The sequence below is a fragment of the Ottowia sp. genome (assembly GCF_035444425.1).
GTDB lineage: Bacteria > Pseudomonadota > Gammaproteobacteria > Burkholderiales > Burkholderiaceae_C > Ottowia.
In genome coordinates, this window is the sequence record NZ_DAOMOQ010000021.1 from 44,027 (window position 1) to 59,801 (window position 15,775).

At 67.6% G+C, this 15,775-nt stretch carries 14 protein-coding genes; 2 read left to right on the forward strand and 12 right to left on the reverse strand.

Annotated features, from left to right (window positions below):
* Positions 1–31: 31 nt before the first annotated feature.
* Both PK606_RS09940 and asd read right to left on the reverse strand, forming a co-directional pair.
* Entirely contained in the window at positions 32–2,515 is a 2,484-nt protein-coding gene (locus PK606_RS09940) for a FimV/HubP family polar landmark protein (protein WP_324563371.1), read from the reverse strand.
* A 162-nt stretch (positions 2,516–2,677) separates the two neighbouring features.
* Complete coding sequence (gene asd, locus PK606_RS09945; protein ID WP_324563373.1) at positions 2,678–3,814, reverse strand: aspartate-semialdehyde dehydrogenase; 1,137 nt, start codon at positions 3,812–3,814, stop codon at positions 2,678–2,680.
* A 590-nt stretch (positions 3,815–4,404) separates the two neighbouring features.
* Here asd and PK606_RS09950 point away from each other — a divergent pair.
* Positions 4,405–5,490: a hypothetical protein gene (locus PK606_RS09950; RefSeq protein WP_324563375.1), complete on the forward strand. Its 1,086-nt coding sequence runs from the start codon at positions 4,405–4,407 to the stop codon at positions 5,488–5,490.
* Between the two features lie 79 nt (positions 5,491–5,569).
* On the opposite strand, the gene PK606_RS09955 is transcribed toward PK606_RS09950, so the two are convergent.
* The 6 genes from PK606_RS09955 to PK606_RS09980 form a co-directional block, all read right to left on the reverse strand.
* Positions 5,570–6,289: a haloacid dehalogenase type II gene (locus PK606_RS09955; protein ID WP_324563378.1), complete on the reverse strand. Its 720-nt coding sequence runs from the start codon at positions 6,287–6,289 to the stop codon at positions 5,570–5,572.
* 29 nt (positions 6,290–6,318) lie between these two features.
* A complete protein-coding gene (gene leuB, locus PK606_RS09960) occupies positions 6,319–7,386 on the reverse strand; it encodes a 3-isopropylmalate dehydrogenase (RefSeq protein ID WP_324563380.1) in 1,068 nt (355 codons plus the stop codon).
* 145 nt (positions 7,387–7,531) lie between these two features.
* Positions 7,532–8,182, reverse strand: a complete 651-nt coding sequence (leuD, locus tag PK606_RS09965; protein ID WP_324563383.1) for a 3-isopropylmalate dehydratase small subunit — start codon at positions 8,180–8,182, stop codon at positions 7,532–7,534.
* Between the two features lie 69 nt (positions 8,183–8,251).
* Positions 8,252–8,386: an entericidin A/B family lipoprotein gene (locus tag PK606_RS09970; protein ID WP_324563385.1), complete on the reverse strand. Its 135-nt coding sequence runs from the start codon at positions 8,384–8,386 to the stop codon at positions 8,252–8,254.
* A 37-nt stretch (positions 8,387–8,423) separates the two neighbouring features.
* Entirely contained in the window at positions 8,424–9,878 is a 1,455-nt protein-coding gene (gene leuC / locus PK606_RS09975; RefSeq protein WP_324563387.1) for a 3-isopropylmalate dehydratase large subunit, read from the reverse strand.
* A gap of 26 nt (positions 9,879–9,904) precedes the next feature.
* A complete protein-coding gene (locus tag PK606_RS09980) occupies positions 9,905–10,849 on the reverse strand; it encodes a LysR family transcriptional regulator (protein ID WP_324563389.1) in 945 nt (314 codons plus the stop codon).
* A gap of 288 nt (positions 10,850–11,137) precedes the next feature.
* Here PK606_RS09980 and PK606_RS09985 point away from each other — a divergent pair, with 288 nt between their 5' ends.
* Positions 11,138–11,746, forward strand: coding sequence for a class I SAM-dependent methyltransferase (locus tag PK606_RS09985; RefSeq protein WP_324563391.1), 609 nt, complete (start codon positions 11,138–11,140; stop codon positions 11,744–11,746).
* Positions 11,747–11,896: 150 nt separating this feature from the next.
* Here PK606_RS09985 and gltA read toward each other — a convergent pair whose 3' ends face one another.
* The 4 genes from gltA to PK606_RS10005 all read right to left on the reverse strand — a co-directional run.
* Positions 11,897–13,192 carry a citrate synthase gene (gltA, locus tag PK606_RS09990; protein WP_324563392.1) on the reverse strand — a complete coding sequence of 432 codons (1,296 nt, stop codon included), beginning with the start codon at positions 13,190–13,192 and terminating at the stop codon, positions 11,897–11,899.
* Positions 13,193–13,238: 46 nt separating this feature from the next.
* Positions 13,239–13,511: an FAD assembly factor SdhE gene (locus PK606_RS09995; RefSeq protein WP_324563395.1), complete on the reverse strand. Its 273-nt coding sequence runs from the start codon at positions 13,509–13,511 to the stop codon at positions 13,239–13,241.
* Positions 13,512–13,545: 34 nt separating this feature from the next.
* Positions 13,546–14,250: a succinate dehydrogenase iron-sulfur subunit gene (locus PK606_RS10000; RefSeq protein WP_324563397.1), complete on the reverse strand. Its 705-nt coding sequence runs from the start codon at positions 14,248–14,250 to the stop codon at positions 13,546–13,548.
* A 32-nt stretch (positions 14,251–14,282) separates the two neighbouring features.
* Positions 14,283–15,775: FAD-binding protein (locus PK606_RS10005; protein ID WP_324563399.1), on the reverse strand; the 1,493-nt coding region annotated here is incomplete at its 5' end.

Below are 15,775 nucleotides of genomic sequence, written 5' to 3' on the forward strand. Positions count from 1 at the left end.
CAACGCCGGCGTCCGGCCGTCGGTCAGGCGATCAGCCCAGGTCGGTGAGCAGCCGTTCGGCTTCGGCCTTGACGCTGCCGGCGGGCGCCTCGGCGACCAGTGCTGCCAGCAGCCTGCGTGCGGCGTCCAGGTCGCCATCGGCTTGGTGCCGGCGTGCCTGTTCGAGCTTGGCAGCGAGGGCGTCATCGAAATCCCTGATCGGGCTGCTGCCGGCCAGGCTCGCCGCCACGCCTGCCGTCGCCAGCCCGGCATCGTCGTCCAGCTTGAAATCGATGGTGCCGAAATCGAGGCGCTCGGCCGCTGGTGTGCTGCTGGCGGTGCTCGGGATCGGCGTGGGTTCAGAGTCCGACGCGAAATCCAGGTCGAGATCGAAGTCCAGCGGCGGCAGGTTGGGCTCGGTGGGTGCGGTCGGCGCCGCTGCGGCGCTGTGCGTGGGGTCGCCCGGATCGAGGTCGAGATCGAAGTCCAGCGGCATGAGCGTGGGCTCGGTGCTTGCGCCAGGTGCCGGTGCGCCCAGGTCGGAATCGAGGTCCAGCGACACGTAGAGCTCGTCCAGGCTCTTGCCAGCGGGCAGGACAGCCGCGGCCGCGAGCGCCGGCCCACCGATCAGGTACAGCTTGTTGCCAGGATCGAGTTCCTGGCCCAGGCGGGCGATCTCCTGCCAGTCCGGACCTTCGCCTTGGGTGATGTCGTAGGCTTCCACCGCGATGGCTTCCAGCGCCAGCGCATCACCGCGCTGGGCGTAGAGTTCGGCCAGCTTCAGGTGGTTGGGCACGCGTCCGCGCTCGGCGCGAATGGCGTCCTTGAGCCGTTGTTCGGCATCCAACTCGCGATCCCGCGCCAGGATCGCCGCGGCGGCCGCGGCCGGCAGCACGGCTGGTGGCTCGGCGGTGGACGCGACAGCGGCCTGGCCGGAGTCGGTGCCCGGCGGCGTCACAGCGCCCGCATTGCGCACGCCATCGGGGCCGGCATGGCGGTCGGCCGCGGGTTGCGGCCCCAGAAACGGTGGCGTGGGCGCTGCTGCGGCATCGCTCTCGCGCCGACGGGTGCGCACGAAGCCCCAGGCCGCCAGCAGGGCCAGCAGGCCGGCACCAGCCCACAGCAGTTGCGGATAGCCCGGCAGCGAATCGAGCAGCGAGGGGTTTTCGGCGGCCACGGGTGTGGCCTTCTCGGCAGGGCTTGCGGCGGGTGCTGCTGCAGAACTGGTCGTGGTTGCGGGTTCGGCAGCCGGGCTGGCTGCCTCGGCGTCTGCCGCCGGTGCCGTCGGTGCCGCTGCAACTGGGGTCACGGCCGATTCGGCTGGGGATGAACTGCTGGCGGCGTACGCTGGCACGGTTGCCGCCGCGGCGCCAGGCGCCTGTCCCGCCTCGCTCTGCAGCCGCGCCAGGTCGCTGATGTTCTGGTTCAGTTTGGCGACCTGTTCGCTTTGCGCCTGGGCCTGGCGCGCGGCCGCCAATGCGGCTTCCTTGTCGGCCGACTGCAGGTCGCGCGACAGCGTCAGCCGGTCCTGGCTCGGCACCGGTGCGGCGGCATCACGCAGCTCGGTCTGCACGCTGCCGGCGGCGCTGCGTTCGGCCGCGGCCGGACGTGTTGCCCGCGCGCTTTGCGCCAGGCTGCGCCGGTAGGCCTGGAAGTCGCGGCTGTGTGTTCGCAGGGCACGTTGCGCGGTATCCTGCGGCACGGCGGCTGCCTGTTCGGCGGTCGGGATGGTCAGCACCGCGCCGGCCTTCATGCGGTTGACGTTGCCGCGCATGAAGGCGCTGGGGTTGGCGCGCAACAGCGCCACCAGCATCTGGTCCAGCGAGACGCCTTCGGGCGCATGGGCGGAGACGATGCGGTAGGCGGTGTCACCGCGCCGCACGGTGACCTGCCGTACCCCATCGGCGACGGGCGCCGGCGTCGTGACGGTCGCGCGCGCCGGGGCCGGGCGAGCCGAGCGGTCAGGAGCGGTGGCAACGGGTTCGCGGCTTGCCGGTGGTGCCTGCACCACCGCGGGTGCCGGCGTCGACCGGGGTGCGGCGGCCGGCGCCGTTGCCGGCGCGGCGATCCGTGGCGGTGTGACGAGCACCGGCGCCGCCGCCGCGCGGCCCGGCGGATCGACCAGCATGGTGTAGTGGCGGACGATGCGCCCACTGGCCCAGTTGGCTTCGATGACCAGGCCGATCACCGGCTCGTTCACCGGCTGGTCTGCGGCGACGCGCAGGTAGGCCTGGCCGTTGGCGCGCCGGTGCAGGCTCACGCGCGCGCCCGACAGGGCGGGTGTGTACGGCACGCCGATGGCGCGAAAGGTGTCGGCCGAGGCGACTGAGGCCTGCAGCGAAGCCGCCTCGTCGGCATTGATCTGCGGCACCTCGATCTCGGCGCGCAGCGGCTCGCCGAGCGAGGACCGCATCGCGACCGCGCCCAGCACCAGCGCCTGTCCGTCCAGGCTAACGCCCATCAGCGCCAGTGCGCTGGCGGCTGCCAGTGCCGACCGGCGCCATGCGCCGCGCTGCCCGTGTTCTCCCTGTGCCATCGGTGTCATCCTAGTCATGCGCGCATGGTATCCCTGAAATCCCGCCTGCCGGCGCGCAGCGTGGCGCGGCACGGGCATCACGACCCGTCTGTTACCGGCAGAAACGAATCAGCCCGGTCGCGTCCGGAGTCGCGCCGGGCTGTGGCCGATGGCGGGCGGCGTTCAGGCGTCGAGCAGGATGCGCAGCATGCGGCGCAGCGGCTCGGCAGCGCCCCACAGCAGCTGGTCGCCGATGGTGAATGCGCCGACGTACTCGGGACCCATCGCCATCTTCCGAATGCGGCCGACCGGGATGTTCAGCGTGCCGGTCACCGCCACCGGCGTCAGGTCGCGCATGGTGTCGTCACGGTTGTTCGGCACCACCTTCACCCACTCGTTGTCGGCTGCGATCATGGCCTCGATGTCGGCCACCGGCACGTCCTTCTTGAGCTTGAAGGTCAGTGCCTGGCTGTGGCAGCGCATGGCGCCGATGCGCACGCAGAAGCCGTCCACCGGCACCGCGGGCGCATCGAAGCCGTCGCCTTGGCCCATGATCTTGTTGGTTTCGGCCATGCCCTTCCATTCCTCGCGGCTGACCCCGTTGCCCAGATCCTTGTCGATCCAGGGAATCAGCGAACCGCCCAGCGGCACGCCGAAGTTGGCCTTCTCGGCGTCGCCCAGCGTGCGCTGGCGGCCGATCACCTTGCGGTCGATCTCCAGGATGGCGCTGGTCGGGTCGGCCAGCAGGTCGCGCACCTCGTGGTTCAGCGTGCCGAACTGGGCCAGCAGCTCGCGCATGTGCTGGGCGCCGCCGCCGCTGGCGGCTTGGTAGGTCTGCGTGCTCATCCACTCGACCAGGCCAGCCTTGAACAGCGCGCCCACGCCCATCAGCATGCAACTGACGGTGCAGTTGCCGCCAATCCAGTTGTTGCCGCCCTTGGCCAGGGCGTTCTCGATCACCGGCATGTTGACCGGGTCGAGGATGATGACGGCGTCATCCTTCATGCGCAGTGCCGATGCGGCATCGATCCAGTGGCCTTTCCAGCCGGCCGCGCGCAGCTTCGGGAACACCTCGTTGGTGTAGTCGCCACCCTGGCAGGTGATGATGATGTCGCAGGCCTTCAGCGCCTCGATATCGTGTGCGTCCTTCAGCGTCTTCTCGTTCTTGGCCATCGCCGGGGCCGCGCCGCCGGCATTGCTGGTGGAAAAGAAGATCGGCTCGATCAGGTCGAAATCTCGCTCGTCCTGCATGCGGTCCATCAGGACCGAGCCGACCATGCCGCGCCAGCCGACGAGGCCTACAAGGTTACCGACTTTCATTTTCTTTCGCGCCTTTCAAACAATGTGAAAACTGTCTGACCTGCCGGGCTCGTCTGGCTCCGGAAGGCGGCGCGCACGACGAACCTGGGCTGGTCAGCCCTTCTTGGTGGTCGTGGTAATGCGGGGTGCGATGAACGCCAGAGCCTGCGACGCACCGGCCGCGGCGGTGGGATCGAAGCGATCAGAGACGTTCATGGTGGCACCCATTGTAATGGAGCGGGCTTACGCCGGCTGACAGTGCGGTTGCAGGGCCCGGGCGCCGTGTGCGATTTCTCCGCAGTGATTGAGGGTCTTCGGCATGGATCCAAGAAAAGGCACGCTCCATCACTACGAAAATCATAGCTTATATGGCGCCGGTGCCGGCCATCCCCCGGCCATGGGTTGCGTAGCCGGATGCGGCGCTGATACAACAGCTGCTGTGGCTGGCAGCGCGCCGGTCGAGGAGGGTGGGCATGCGACGACTTCATCTCCTGCTGCTGGCGGCCGTGTTTGGCCTGGCTGGCTGCGCCGGCCTCGCGGGCGCCCCCGAGGCGGCCAAAGACCGCTCGCCGGCGTTTGACGGCCTGGCGCAACTGCTCGGCCCCGACGACGTGGACGTGCTGCTGGTGCACGGCATGTGCACGCGGGACATGGAGAACGAGCCGGAACAGCGCTGGTCGCACCAGGCGTTCCTGCGGTTGGGCATGGCGCTGGGTGTGCCACCGACCGGGGCGGAACAGGGCCAGCAGGACGGTATCGCGATCCACCGCCGTACGTTCAATCTGGAGCGCGGCACGGTGCGCGCCAGCGCCATCGTCTGGTCGCCGCTCACTCAGGGCCTGAAGCGGCGTCTGTGCTATGACCAGACGCACGCCTCGCCCTTGTGCCAGCCCCAGTCGGAGGCCGCTGACCACCCATCGGAGGCCAAGGGTCGGGCGCTGGTCAATGCCTTGCTCAAGGACCGCCTGCTGGACGACTGCCTGGCCGACGCGATGGTGTTCTCGGGCGTGGCACACGCCGAGATGGTGGCACGCATGCAGGGCGCCGTGCTGCGTGCGCTCGACCCGGCACGGCTCGACGCCACACCGCGCAGCCGCGATGAGGCCGCGGCCGCCGTGCGCGAGCTGCCGCTGCAGCGCCCGCTGGTCTTCGTCACCGAAAGCCTGGGCAGCACGCTCACCTTCGATGCGCTGGCGGATCTGCAGCAGCCCGACGCGATCGCGAGCGCGGCGGTCGATCGCGCCAGTGCCCGCACGGCGCTGGTCTTCATGTTCGCGAACCAGTTGCCGATCCTGCACCTGGCAAGGCAGGCGCTGGAGCTGTCGGAGCCTGGCGTCGGCGCGGAAGGCGGGCGCACCGGCAGCCGGCCGACGGCGCTGCAAAGCAGTCTGGCGCGCTTTCTCATGCGGTCGACGCCGGAAGTCCCGGCCCGGCGGGCGACGCACCCGGTGCGCGTGATCAGTTTCAACGACCGCAACGACCTGCTCTCGTATCGGCTGTTGAGTCGGGGCGAGCCGATAGCAGAACGGCTTGATGTCATCGAAGTGCCGGTGCGCAACGCCGTTTCCGTGCTGGGGCTCTTCGCCGCGCCGACGAAGGCGCACAACGGCCATTGGAGCAACCCCGCAGTGCTGCGCCTGCTGGTCTGTGGCCATGACAGTCCGACGCCCTGCGGATCGGGCCCAGGGCAGCCCTGAACGGATGCTTCAACAGGCGCCCGAATCCGATTCGGCTTGAGCCGCTCGCTGTTTCAGCGACTGCGGCGGCCCGTGCTGGTCACGCCGCTGACGGCCGCGGTTCTTGTTCCAGCTGGTCTGCCAGGTCGATGAAGTCGCGCGCGTGCAGCGTGTTGGCCGGGTCCGGTGACACGTCCTTGGGGTGCGCGGCGCCGAACTCCAGCCGGCGCTCGACATAGGCTGTCTGCAGGCCGCAGGCGCGCGCCGCGGCCAGGTCATCCTGGTGCGCGGCCACCATCATGACGTCGCAGGGCGCGACGTCGAACACCTCGGCCACACCCAGGTACACGCGCGGATCGGGCTTGTAGGCGCGGAACACCTCGGCCGACAGCACGCAGTCCCAGGGCAGGCCGCCATGCCTGGCCATGTTGGTCAGCAGGCCGATGTTGCCGTTGGACAAGCTGGTGAGGACGTGCCTGCGCTTCAGTCGCGTCAGACCCTCGACCACGTCCGGCCACGGGTTGAGCCGGTGCCAGACGCGGTTGAGCTGGCGCCGTTCGTGCTCGGGCAGATGCTGCAGGCCGAAGTCGGCCGCGATGCCGTCCAGGATCAGCCGATGCAGCTCATCGATCCTGGTCCAGCCGAGTTCGCCTGACCTGACGCGCGCCATCGCCGGCTGGTAGCCGTCGCGCCAGGCGCGTGCGAAGGCATCGCCATCGACCTGCGGATACAGGCGTGTCATCTCGGCCACGATCGAGCCGTGCCAGTCGACCACGGTGCCGAAGACGTCGAAGGCGAGGATCTTCGGTGGTGTCGACATGGGTGCTGTGTCTGCCGGACTGGCGCCGATCAGAGTGCCTTGACCACCGCCTCGCCCATCTCGCGCGTGCCGACCCTGGTCGTGCCTTCGTTCCAGATGTCCGGCGTGCGCAGGCCCTGCGCCAGCACCTTCTTGACGGCTGCCTCGATGCGGTCGGCGGCCTCGGGCTGGCCGAGCGAGAAGCGCAGCATCATGGCCGCGCTCAGGATGGTGGCCAGCGGGTTGGCCAGCCCCTTGCCGGCGATGTCGGGCGCGCTGCCGTGGCTGGGCTCGTACAGGCCCTGCTTCTTGTCGTTGAGCGAGGCCGAGGGCAGCATGCCGATCGAGCCGGTCAGCATGGCGGCCTCGTCGCTGAGGATGTCGCCGAACATGTTGCCGGTGACGACGACGTCGAACTTCTTCGGCTCCTTGACCAGCTGCATGGCGGCGTTGTCCACATACATGTGGTCGAGCTGCACGTCGGCGTAGTCCTGATGCACCTCGGTTACCACGTCCTTCCAGAGCTGGAAGGTCTCCAGCACGTTGGCCTTGTCGACGCTGGTGACGCGTTTGTTGCGCTGGCGTGCAGCCTCGAAGGCGACGCGGGCGATGCGCTCGATCTCGGGGCGCGTGTAGCGCATGGTGTCGAAGGCCTCCTCGGCGCCGGGGAAGTGCCCGTCCGGCGCCACGCGGCGGCCGCGCGGCTGGCCGAAGTAGATGTCGCCGGTGAGCTCGCGGATGATCAGAATGTCCAAGCCCGCCACCAGCTCGGGCTTGAGACTGGAGGCGTGCGTGAGCTGCTCGTAGCAGATCGCGGGCCGGAAGTTGGCGAACAGGCCCAGGTGCTTGCGCAGGCCCAGGATGGCCTGCTCGGGACGCAGCGCGCGCTCCAGCTTGTCGTACTTCCAGTCGCCGACGGCGCCGAACAGGATGGCGTCAGCGTCCTTGGCGAGCTTCAGGGTCGCTTCGGGCAGCGGATGGCCGTGCGCGTCGTAGGCCGCTCCGCCGACCAGCGCCTGTTCCAGTTCGAACTTCAGGTCCAGTGCCTTGAGGACCTTGACGGCTTCGGCGACGATCTCGGTGCCGATGCCGTCACCGGGAAGAACTGCGATTTTCATGGGCTTTGTGCGGTTGAAAGGGCTGCATCAAACAGCCGGACGCGAAGGACGCGAAAGGTGCGCGAAGAACACGAGAAACGAGAAAAGGCTCTTTCGCGCTTTTCGCGAAACCTTGGCGTTCTTCGCGTTCGGATTTCTTGGGTGATCAGGGAGCCAGCGTACGTGCCAGCCAGGGTTTGGCAGCCAGTCGGCTGGCCTCGAAGGCCTCGATCTTGTCCTGGTGCTTCAGCGTCAGGCCGATGTCGTCGAGGCCGTTCAGCAGGCAGTACTTTCGGAAGGGTTGCACGTCGAAGCTGATTTCAGTGCCATCGGGTTTGACCACCACCTGGCGCTCCAGGTCCACGGTGAGCCGGTAGCCGGGGAAGGCGTTGACCTCGTCGAACAGCCTAGCGATGGCGCTCTCCGTCAGCACCACCGGCAGCAGGCCGTTCTTGAAGCAGTTGTTGAAGAAGATGTCGGCATAGCTGGGCGCCAGGATGGCGCGAAAGCCGTACTGCTGCAGCGCCCATGGTGCGTGCTCGCGGCTCGAGCCGCAGCCGAAGTTCTTGCGTGTCAGCAGGATCGAGCCGCCGGCATAGCGCGGCTGGTTCAGCACGAAATCGGGGTTGGGCCGGCGCGTGGCCGGGTCCATGCCGGGCTCGCCATGGTCCAGGTAGCGCCATTCGTCGAACAGGTTGGGTCCGAAGCCGGTCTTCTTGATCGACTTCAGGAACTGCTTCGGGATGATGGCATCGGTATCGACGTTTTCTCGGTCAAGCGGGACGACGAGACCCTGGTGGACAGTGAATTTTTCCATGGCGCTGCATGCCGCGAGGTGGGGCGAGCAGCCCCGCGGCCAGTTTGAATGAGGAAAGAGCGGGGCGGCTTACTTCTTGCCGGCCTGCTCGACGGCGGAGCCGGCCTTCTGCACGTCCTTGCCGACACCTTGCACGGTGTTGCAGGCGCTCAGGCTGGCGATGAAGGCAAGAGTGCCCAGGGCAGCTGCGATTTTCTTCAACATCTCACATCTCCTTGATGCAAGGGCCCGTTGCCGGGCATCACGAAAACGCACGGATATCGACGAAATGCCCGTGCACGGCGGCCGCCGCGGCCATTGCCGGGCTGACCAGATGGGTGCGGCCGCCGGTACCCTGGCGTCCTTCGAAGTTGCGGTTGCTGGTGGAGGCGCAGCGCTCGCCCGGCTCCAGCCGGTCGGCGTTCATGGCCAGGCACATGCTGCAGCCGGGTTCGCGCCATTCGAAGCCGGCGGCGGTGAAGATCTTGTCCAGGCCTTCGGTCTCGGCCTGGCTTTTCACCATGCCTGAGCCGGGCACGACCATGGCCAGCTTGACGTTCGGGGCTGTCTTGCGGCCCAGTTTCTTCAGCAGGGCGGCGGCCTCACGCAGGTCCTCGATGCGGCTGTTGGTGCAGCTGCCGATGAAGACCTTGTCGATGTGGATGTCGCTCATGGCCTTGTTGGGTTCCAGCCCCATGTAGGTCAATGCGCGCTCGATGGCGCCGCGCTTGCTCGCATCCTTTTCCTTGTCGGGATCCGGCACGCGGCCGTCGATGCCGGTCACCATCTCGGGGCTGGTGCCCCAGGTGACCTGCGGCACGATCTTGGCGGCATCGAGTTCGACCACGGCGTCGAACTTCGCGTCGGGATCGGAGTGCAGCGTCTTCCAGTACGCCACCGCCTGGTCCCATTCGGGGCCGCCGACGAACTTGCCGGTGGCGCGGTCGGTGCCCGGCGCCAGCAGGCGGCCCTTGAAGTAGTCGATGGTCTTGTCGTCGACCGCCACCAGGCCGGCGCGCGCGCCGGCCTCAATCGCCATGTTGCAGACCGTCATGCGGCCTTCCATCGACAGCGCGCGGATGGCGTCGCCTCCGAATTCGATGGTGTAGCCGGTGCCGCCGGCGGTGCCGATCTTGCCGATGATGGCCAGCACGATGTCCTTGGCGGTGATGCCGGGCGCGACCTGGCCATTGACCTTGATCAGCATGTTCCTGGCCTTCTTGGCCAGCAGCGTCTGCGTCGCCAGCACGTGCTCGACCTCGCTGGTGCCGATGCCGTGCGCCAGTGCGCCGAAGGCGCCGTGGGTGCTGGTGTGGCTGTCGCCGCAGACCACTGTCATGCCGGGCAGGGTGGCGCCGTTCTCGGGGCCGATCACGTGCACGATGCCCTGGCGCTGGTGCAGGAACGGGAAGTACACCGCCGCGCCGGCTTCCTTGATGTTGGCGTCGAGCGTGGTGATCTGCTCCTTGCTGATCGGGTCCTCGATGCCGTCGTAGCCGCGCTCCCAGCCGGTGGTTGGCGTGTTGTGGTCGGCCGTGGCGACCACTGAGCTGGTGCGCCACACCTTGCGCCCGGCCTGGCGCAGGCCTTCGTAGGCCTGCGGGCTGGTGACTTCGTGCACCAGGTGGCGGTCGATGTAGAGCACGGCGGTGCCGTCTTCCTCGGTGTGGACGACGTGGTCGTCCCACAGCTTGTCGTACAAGGTTCTTGCAGTCATGGCGTGATTCTCTTCGGGTTCAAATTCTATGCCGCGCCAGCCGTTGGCGTGGTTTCGGCACGCAGGTGATCGACCAGGGTGCGCGCGGTCACCGGCAGGGTGTCGAAGTCGCGCGCGATCAGGCTGATCTCGCGCTGCGCCCAGGCATCGGTCAGCGGCACGGCGCGCAGTTCGCCGGCCCCGTGCATCAGCTCGAACGCGCGCATTGGCATGATGCCGACGCCTAGGCCGTTGTCGATCATGCGGCACATGGCATCCAGCCCGGTGACGCGGATGCGCAGGCGGATCTGGCGCCCGGCCCGCAGCGCGGCCTGGTGCATGGCCAGGGCGATCGAGCTGTTGGCATGCAGGCCGACGTGATCCTGGTCCAGCGTGTGCTCGAAAGCGATCGCGGCCTGCGCGGCCAGTGCATGCGCTGCAGGCACCACCAGCGCCAGCCGGTCGTGCCGGTAAGGCTGCACCTGCGGGGCCGAGCCATGGGATGCCAGGGCGCTGGCGTTGCAGATGCCCAGGTCGGCCGCGCCTTCCTGCACCGCGCGCACCACGTCGCTGGACAGGTGTTCTTCCAGATCGATGCGGATCTGCGGGTGCAGGCGCACGAAGCGTCCCAGGTCTTCCGGCAGGAACTGCACGATCGCCGAGATGCTGGCGTGCACACGCACATGACCGCGCACGCCCTCGGCGTATTCGCTCAGCTCGCCCTGCATCTTCTCCAGCCCGTACAGCACGCTGCGCGCGTGGTGCAGCAGGCTCTGCCCGGCCGGCGTCAGGTCGACGCCGCGCGCATGGCGGTAGAGCAGGGCGGTGCCAAGCGCGCCTTCCAGATCGGCCAGTCGCTTGCTGATGGCCGAGGCGGCGATGAATTCGCGCTCCGCCGCCCGGCCGATGCTGCCGGCCTCGCACACGGCGACGAACAGCTGCAGCGACGTCAGGTCGATGCGGCGGGCGAAGCTGCGTTCGGTGGGTTTCACGACGGGAGGCGGCGGGTATCTCGTTTGACGATGGATCAACGTGATTTTCTCAGTAATCCGATGTCAAGACATCTTCAATGACGATGGCCAGGGTAATGGGTGGGCATGGCTGAGGGTGCGGTGGTGCTTGGAAAGCGTCGAGGCCGCGCGAGGGAACTGGCTGCGCCCGCGATCTGTTTCCGCCAGGCGACCGGCGCCGCCAGTGCAGCATTGCAGGGTGTCGGGCGCGACTGCGTTATGGTGGGCGAGCGCATCCGGCGCCTGTCCCTGTTTCACCCACGCCATCGCATGCAATCCGTACCCGCGGCCACCTTCGATCAAGCCTACTACCAGCGCTTCTATTTCAACAAGAAGACCCGCGTGGTCGACGCCGCGCACGCGGAGCGCCTGAGCGCCTTCCTGGCCGCGTATCTGCAGTACCTGCGCCTGCCGGTGCGGCGCGTGCTGGACATGGGCTGCGGCATCGGCCTGTGGCGGGAACTGATCGCCCGGCACTTCCCCGGCGCCAGCTACCACGGCGTGGAGATCAGCGACTACCTGTGCCAGCGCTATGGCTGGGAGCACGGCTCGGTGATCGACTACGCCGCCCGCACGCCGTTCGACCTGGTCATCTGCCAGGGCGTGCTGCCCTACCTGAACCCGCCGGATCTGCGGCGCGCGCTGGCCAATCTGGGCCGGTTGAGCCGCGGGGCGCTGTACATCGAGGCAGTGTCGCGCGAGGACTATGAACGCGATGTCATCGACGAGGAACTGACCGACGCGCGCCAGTTCCGCCATCGCGCCGCGCTGTACCGGCGCGGCCTGCGCGAGCACATGCTGGAGCTCGGCGGCGGCGTCTGGCTGAGCCGCCAGGCCGAGGTGCCGCTGTTCGCGCTGGAGTACATGGGCGGAAGTTGAGGCCTGCCCGCGCAGCCCGTCAACCACGCCACCCGAAGATCATCCGGGCCGCGACACGTGCGGCTGCGATGCCTCAGCAGGCGAAAGAAAACCCGCCACAGGGGCGGGTTCGCTCGGTGACACGCCGCGTCCAGCGCAGCGCGGGCAGGGTCAGGGCACGTCGCGGCGAGCGGGGCCGACGTAGAGCTGGCGTGGGCGGCCGATCTTGTATTCGGGGTCGCTCATCATCTCGTTCAACTGGGCGATCCAGCCGACGGTGCGGGCCAGCGCGAAGATGCCGGTGAACAGTTTGACTGGAATGCCGATGGCGCGCTGCACGATGCCCGAGTAGAAGTCGACGTTGGGGTAGAGCTTGCGCGAGACGAAGTACTCGTCCTCCAGCGCGATCTTCTCCAGCGCCTTGGCCAGCGCGAACAGCGGGTCGTTGTGCAGGCCCAGCTCGTTCAGCACCTCGTCGCAGGTCTGCTGCATCAGCTTGGCGCGCGGGTCGTAGTTCTTGTAGACGCGGTGGCCGAAGCCCATCAGGCGCACGTTCGAGTTCTTGTCCTTGACCTGGGCAACGAACTCGCCCAGCTTGGCGACGCCGCCCATTTTCTGGATGTCTTCCAGCATGTTCAGGGCGGCTTCATTGGCGCCGCCGTGCGCCGGACCCCACAGGCAGGCCACGCCGGCGGAGATGGCTGCGAACGGGTTGGTGCCGGAGGAACCGCACAGGCGCACGGTGGAGGTCGAGGCGTTCTGCTCGTGGTCGGCGTGCAGGATGAAGATGCGGTCCATCGCACGCTCGAGCACCGGGTTGACCTGGTAGTCGTCGCACGGCGTGCTGAACATCATGTGCAGGAAGTTGCCGGCGTAGCTCAGCTTGTTCAGCGGGTAGCGGTAGGGCTGGCCGACGCCGTACTTGTGCGCCATGGCGACCAGGGTCGGCATCTTGGAGATTAGCCGGATGGCGGCGATGTCCCGGTGTTCCTTGTTGTGGATGTCGATCGAGTCGTGATAGAAGGCCGACATCGCGCCGACCAGGCCCGTCAGCACCGCCATCGGGTGCGCGTCGCGCCGGAAGCCGCGCAGGAAGAACTGCATCTGCTCGTTGACCATGGTGTGCTGCAGCACCAGCTTGTGGAACTCGCTGCGCTGCGCAGCATCGGGCAGCTCGCCATTCAGCAGCAGATAGCAGGTGTCGAGGTAGTCGCACTTCTCGGCCAGTTGCTCGATCGGGTAGCCGCGGTAGAGCAGTTCGCCCTTGTCGCCATCGATGTAGGTGATGCTGGACTGGCACGACGCCGTCGACATGAAGCCCGGGTCGTAGGTGAACATCCCCGTCTGCGCATACAGTTTGCGGATGTCGATCACGTCGGGACCGATGGTGCCTTGGTAGACCGGTTGTTCGACTTCGGGGCTGCCGTTGGAGAACGACAGCGTGGCTTTGTTGTCGGCTAGTTTCATGTCGTGGTTCCTTGAGGGTTGACTGTGGGCGGGCAGGGCGGACGGCTCAGCGCGCCGGTGGGCGCAGCAGGCCGACCACCTCGCGCACGGCGGGTGAATCGAGCTCGTCGCCAAGCTCGGTCCGCCGCAGCAGCAGATCGAGCAGATCGTTGTCCGATAGGTCCATCAGGCGGGTCAGCGCATCGGCCTGGGTGGTGGTGAGTCCGGCTTCGTGTTGCTTGAAGAAGCGTTCGATGAGCAGGTCGTTTTCCAGCAGGCCGCGCCGGCAGCGCCACTTCAGCCGGTCCAGCGCGCGCGCGTCGATGCGTTGGTCGGTCATTGCAGGAGCGCGCCCGGGCGTTGCAGGCACACGCTCAGATGGCGCGACGAACCAGCAACTCCTTGATCTTGCTGATGGCGGCGGCCGGCAGCAAGCCCTTCGGGCACACGTCCACGCAGTTCATGATGGTGTGGCAGCGGAAAAGGCGGTAGGGATCGTCCAGGTTGTCGAGGCGCTCGCTGGTTGCCTGGTCGCGGCTGTCGGCAATGAAGCGGTAGGCCTGCAGCAGGCCGGCTGGACCGACGAACTTGTCGGGGTTCCACCAGAAGCTCGGGCAGGCGGTCGAGCAGCAGGCGCACAGGATGCACTCGTACAGGCCGTTCAGTTCCTCGCGCTCCTCTGGCGACTGCAGGCGCTCGGTGTCGGGTGGCGGATCGTTGTTGATCAGGTAGGGCTTGATCGAGTGGTACTGCTTGAAGAACTGCGTCATGTCGACGATCAGGTCGCGCACCACCGGCAGGCCGGGCAGCGGCTTCAGCGTGATGGTAGCAGGCAGCGTGCGCAGGTTGGTCAGGCAGGCCAGGACGTTCTTGCCGTTGACGTTCATGGCGTCCGAGCCGCACACGCCTTCGCGGCACGAGCGCCGGAACGACAGCGTGGGGTCCTGCGCCTTGAGCTTCATCAGCGCGTCGAGCAGCATGCGCTCGTTGCCCTCGAGCTCGATGTCCACCGTCTGCATGTACGGCTTGTCATCCTTGTCGGGGTCGTAGCGGTAGATCTTGAACGTGCGTTTTTCCATGGGATGGATTCTCCGAATGCGGGCCTGGATGCTCAGAAGGTGCGGACCTGCGGCGCCACCGTGTCGACGGTGAGCGGCTTCATGCGCACCGGCTTGTACTCGAGCCGGTTGCCTTCCTTGAACCACAGCGTGTGCTTCAGCCAGTTGACGTCGTCGCGGCCGAGCGGTGCGGTGGGGTGGTCGGCCTCGTGCTCGTAGTCGACCACGGTGTGGGCGCCGCGGCATTCCTTGCGCGCTGCCGCCGACTCCATGGTCGCCTGCGCCACCTCGATCAGGTTCTCGACTTCCAGCGCCTCCTGGCGCGCCATGTTGAAGACGCGCGAATGGTCCTGCAGGCCCAGTCCCTTGACGCGCTCGCGCAACTCTGCCACCTTGGCCACGCCTTCGTCCATCGTGGCCTGGGTGCGGAACACGCCGGCATGTGTCTGCATGGTCATGCGCAGGTCGTTGGCGATGGCTTGCGGGTACTCGCCGTCGCCGGCCGCTTCCAGGCGCGCCAGGCGCTCCAGCGAGCGTTCGGCGGCATCGGCCGGCAGCGGCTTGTGCGCGCCTTCGGAGTGGTTGGCAATGATGTGCTTGCCGGCCGCCTTGCCGAACACCAGCAGGTCGAGCAGCGAGTTGGTACCCAGGCGGTTGGCGCCGTGTACGCTGGTGCAGGAGCATTCGCCGACCGCGTACAGGCCGTGCACCGGCACCAGCGGGTCGCCATCCTTCGGGATGCTGACCTGGCCGTGGATGTTGGTCGGCACACCGCCCATCTGGTAGTGGATGGTGGGCACCACCGGAATGGCTTCCTTGGTGATGTCGACGTTGGCGAAGTTGATGCCGATCTCGTACACCGAGGGCAGGCGCTTGTGGATGGTGTCGGCGCCCAGGTGGTCCATCTTCAGCAGCACGTAGTCCTTGTTCGGACCGCAGCCGCGACCTTCCTTGATTTCCTGGTCCATCGAGCGCGACACGAAGTCGCGCGGCGCCAGATCCTTCAGCGTCGGCGCATAGCGCTCCATGAAGCGTTCGCCCTCGCTGTTGATCAGGATCGCGCCCTCGCCGCGGCAGCCCTCGGTCAGCAGCACGCCGGCGCCGGCCACGCCGGTGGGGTGGAACTGCCAGAACTCCAGGTCCTGCAGCGGCAGGCCGGCGCGCGCCGCCATGCCGAGGCCGTCGCCGGTGTTGATGTAGGCGTTGGTGCTGGCGGCGAAGATGCGGCCGGCGCCACCGGTGGCCAGCACCACCGTCTTGGCGTGTAGCACGTAGAAGTCGCCGGTCTCCATCTCGATCGCTGTGACGCCGACCACGTCGCCCTCGGCGTCGCGGATCAGGTCGAGCGCCATCCACTCGACGAAGAAGGTGGTGCGCGCCGCCACGTTCTGCTGGTAGAGCGTGTGCAGCATGGCGTGGCCGGTGCGGTCGGCGGCGGCGCAGGCGCGTTGCACCGGCTTCTCGCCGTAGTTGGCGGTATGGCCGCCGAATGGGCGCTGGTAGATGGTGCCGTCAGGGTTGCGGTCGAACGGCATGCCCATGTGCT

Excerpts from the sequence above, each read along its gene's own strand:
- PK606_RS09940 (WP_324563371.1), bottom strand. The coding sequence starts at position 2,515 with ATGGCACAGGGAGAACACGGGCAGCGCGGCGCATGGCGCCGGTCGGCA.
- asd (WP_324563373.1), bottom strand. The coding sequence starts at position 3,814 with ATGAAAGTCGGTAACCTTGTAGGCCTCGTCGGCTGGCGCGGCATGGTC.
- PK606_RS09955 (WP_324563378.1), bottom strand. The coding sequence starts at position 6,289 with ATGTCGACACCACCGAAGATCCTCGCCTTCGACGTCTTCGGCACCGTG.
- leuB (WP_324563380.1), bottom strand. The coding sequence starts at position 7,386 with ATGAAAATCGCAGTTCTTCCCGGTGACGGCATCGGCACCGAGATCGTC.
- leuD (WP_324563383.1), bottom strand. The coding sequence starts at position 8,182 with ATGGAAAAATTCACTGTCCACCAGGGTCTCGTCGTCCCGCTTGACCGA.
- PK606_RS09970 (WP_324563385.1), bottom strand. The coding sequence starts at position 8,386 with ATGTTGAAGAAAATCGCAGCTGCCCTGGGCACTCTTGCCTTCATCGCC.
- leuC (WP_324563387.1), bottom strand. The coding sequence starts at position 9,878 with ATGACTGCAAGAACCTTGTACGACAAGCTGTGGGACGACCACGTCGTC.
- PK606_RS09985 (WP_324563391.1), top strand. The coding sequence starts at position 11,138 with ATGCAATCCGTACCCGCGGCCACCTTCGATCAAGCCTACTACCAGCGC.
- gltA (WP_324563392.1), bottom strand. The coding sequence starts at position 13,192 with ATGAAACTAGCCGACAACAAAGCCACGCTGTCGTTCTCCAACGGCAGC.
- PK606_RS09995 (WP_324563395.1), bottom strand. The coding sequence starts at position 13,511 with ATGACCGACCAACGCATCGACGCGCGCGCGCTGGACCGGCTGAAGTGG.
- PK606_RS10000 (WP_324563397.1), bottom strand. The coding sequence starts at position 14,250 with ATGGAAAAACGCACGTTCAAGATCTACCGCTACGACCCCGACAAGGAT.